Below are 2776 nucleotides of genomic sequence, written 5' to 3'. Positions count from 1 at the left end.
CGCGAGATGACGCGCGCGGGCTACATCAAGTAACGAGTGGCGTTTTGCCGTGAAGCGCCGCCCGGCCTCCTCCTCCGGGCGGCGCCCTTCTGGGCCGGAACACCGGGCCCTTTCTGTCGCCAAGGGAGCTTCGCCATGGCCACCCGCCAGACCCAAGGGCTTGCCCGCTTGATGCGCGCGCCCGCGATCGTCCTGCTGTTTGTGTGGATGATCGTGCCGCTGTGCATGACGCTGTATTACTCGTTCCTGAACTACAACATGCTCAACCCCGGCATGACCAGCTGGGCGGGGTGGTTCAACTATCGGTATTTCTACACCGACCCGGCCTTTTTCGAGTCGATCAGCAACACGCTGGTGCTGGTTCTGGGCGTGCTGTTTGTGACGGTGGTGGGCGGCATCTGCATCGCCATGCTGATCGACAAGCCGATCTGGGGGCAGGGGATCGTGCGCATTCTGGTGATCTCGCCCTTCTTTGTGATGCCGCCGGTGGCCGCGCTGATCTGGAAAAACATGATCATGCACCCGTCCTATGGCGTGCTGGCCGACATCGCGCGGTTTTTCGGCGCGCAGCCGGTGGACTGGTTCGCGCAATACCCGCTGTTCTCGATCATCCTGATCGTGGCCTGGCAATGGCTGCCCTTCGCCACGCTGATCCTGCTGACCTCGCTCCAGTCGCTCGACACCGAGCAGATGGAGGCGGCCGAGATGGACGGCGCGCCCGCGGTGAGCCGCTTCATCCACCTGACGCTGCCGCACATGGCGCGCGCGATCACCGTGGTGATCCTGATCCAGACGATCTTCCTTTTGGGCATCTATGCCGAGATCCTGGTCACCACCAACGGCGGGCCGGGCTCGGCGTCCACCAACCTGACCTTTCTGATCTACAAGGCCGCGCGGCTGAACTTCGACATCGGCGGCGCCGCGGCGGGGGGCATCATCGCCGTCGTGCTGGCCAACGTCGTCGCGATCTTTCTGATGCGCGCCGTCGGCCGGAACCTGGACTGAGGGGAAACACATGGCACGCGCAGTCACCCGCAACGCCAGGATCGGCTGGACCATCGCCGCCTGGGTCGTGGCGCTTCTGATCTTCTTTCCGATCCTTTACACCATCATCACCAGCCTGAAGACGGAACAGGAGGCCATCGCGGGCTTTGACCTGATCCCGTCCCTGACGCTGGAAAGCTACCAGACGGTGCAAAGCCAGAACAACTATGTCCGGCCCTTCCTGAATTCGGTCATCCTGTCGGTGGGATCGACGGTGCTGGCGCTGATCGTGGCGATCCCGGCGGCCTGGGCCATGGCGTTTTCCCCCACCAAGCGGACCAAGGACATCCTGATGTGGATGCTGTCCACCAAGATGATGCCCGCCGTGGCGGTGCTGGTGCCGATCTACCTGATCTTTTTGCGCGCCGGGCTGATGGACACGCGGATCGGGCTGACGATCCTTCTGATGCTGATCAACCTGCCCATCGTGGTCTGGATGCTCTACACCTATTTCCGCGAGATCCCGGGCGAGATCCTGGAAGCCGCGCGGATGGACGGGGCCTCCTTGCGCGACGAGATCCTGTATGTGCTGACGCCCATGGCGGTGCCCGGCATCGCGTCCACGCTGCTTCTCAACATCATCCTGGCCTGGAACGAGGCCTTCTGGACGATCCAGCTGACCACCACCAACGCGGCGCCCTTGTCGGCCTTTATCGCCTCCTTCTCCAGCCCGCAGGGGCTGTTCTGGGCGAAGCTGTCGGCGGCCTCGGTGATGGCCATCGCGCCGATCCTGGTGCTGGGCTGGTTCAGCCAGAAACAACTGGTCCGCGGCCTGACCTTTGGCGCCGTGAAATAAGGGGAAACACATGGGACAGATAACCCTGCAAGGCGTGGCCAAGCGGTTCGGCGAGGTCGAGGTGATCCCGCCGCTGGACCTGGCGATCGACGACGGCGAGTTCGTGGTCTTCGTCGGCCCCTCGGGCTGCGGCAAGTCCACGCTCTTGCGCCTGATCGCGGGGCTGGAGGACGTGAGCGGCGGGCGCATCCTGATCGACGGGGCGGACGCGACCGACGCGTCCCCGGCGAAACGCGGGCTGGCGATGGTGTTCCAGTCCTACGCGCTTTATCCGCACATGTCGGTCAGGAAGAACATCGCCTTTCCGATGAAGATGGCGGGCGTGCCCCGGGCCGAGCAGGAGCGCCGGATCGAGGCCGCGGCCAAGGCCCTGAACCTGACCAACTACCTCGACCGCCGCCCCGGCCAGCTTTCCGGGGGCCAGCGCCAGCGGGTGGCCATCGGCCGGGCCATTGTGCGCGAACCGGCGGCCTTCCTGTTCGACGAGCCCTTGTCGAACCTGGACGCCGCGCTGCGCGTGGGCATGCGGCTCGAGATCAGCGAGCTGCACAACCGGCTCAAGACCACGATGATCTACGTCACCCACGACCAGGTGGAAGCCATGACCATGGCCGACAAGATCGTGGTCCTGCAGGCCGGCCGGATCGAGCAGGTCGGATCGCCGCTGGAGCTTTACCACACCCCCCGCAACGTCTTTGTCGCGGGCTTCATCGGCAGCCCCCGGATGAACCTGTTCGGGGGCGCGCCCGCCGCCGAATACGGCGCCGCCACCATCGGCGTGCGGCCCGAACACATCCGCATCTCGGCCACCGAGGGCAAATGGCAGGGCCGGGTCGGCGTTTCCGAACACCTGGGGTCCGACAGCTTCTTCTATGTGGAAGGCACCGGCCTGGCCGAAACCGTCACCGTCCGGTCCACCGGCGAGGTGAACCTCCA

3 protein-coding genes are annotated in these 2776 nt (G+C 65.0%); all 3 read left to right on the top strand.

Going from position 1 to position 2776, the window contains the following annotated elements; genetic code table 11:
- Nucleotides 1-135: 135 nt before the first annotated feature.
- The gene (locus ACFOM8_RS22765) at nucleotides 136-1005 is read left to right on the top strand and encodes a carbohydrate ABC transporter permease (protein WP_377764649.1); all 870 of its coding nucleotides are present in this window, start codon (nucleotides 136-138) and stop codon (nucleotides 1003-1005) included.
- Between the two features lie 10 nt (nucleotides 1006-1015).
- Entirely contained in the window at nucleotides 1016-1840 is an 825-nt protein-coding gene (locus tag ACFOM8_RS22760) for a carbohydrate ABC transporter permease (RefSeq protein WP_377764648.1), read from the top strand.
- 10 nt (nucleotides 1841-1850) lie between these two features.
- A partial coding sequence (locus ACFOM8_RS22755; RefSeq protein ID WP_377764647.1) for an ABC transporter ATP-binding protein occupies nucleotides 1851-2776 on the top strand: 926 nt, incomplete at its 3' end.

Source organism: Paracoccus angustae (assembly GCF_042648745.1).
Taxonomy (GTDB): domain Bacteria; phylum Pseudomonadota; class Alphaproteobacteria; order Rhodobacterales; family Rhodobacteraceae; genus Paracoccus; species Paracoccus angustae.
This window is presented reverse-complemented; position numbering and strand designations above follow the sequence as displayed.

Excerpts from the sequence above, each read along its gene's own strand:
- ACFOM8_RS22765 (WP_377764649.1), top strand. The coding sequence starts at position 136 with ATGGCCACCCGCCAGACCCAAGGGCTTGCCCGCTTGATGCGCGCGCCC.
- ACFOM8_RS22760 (WP_377764648.1), top strand. The coding sequence starts at position 1,016 with ATGGCACGCGCAGTCACCCGCAACGCCAGGATCGGCTGGACCATCGCC.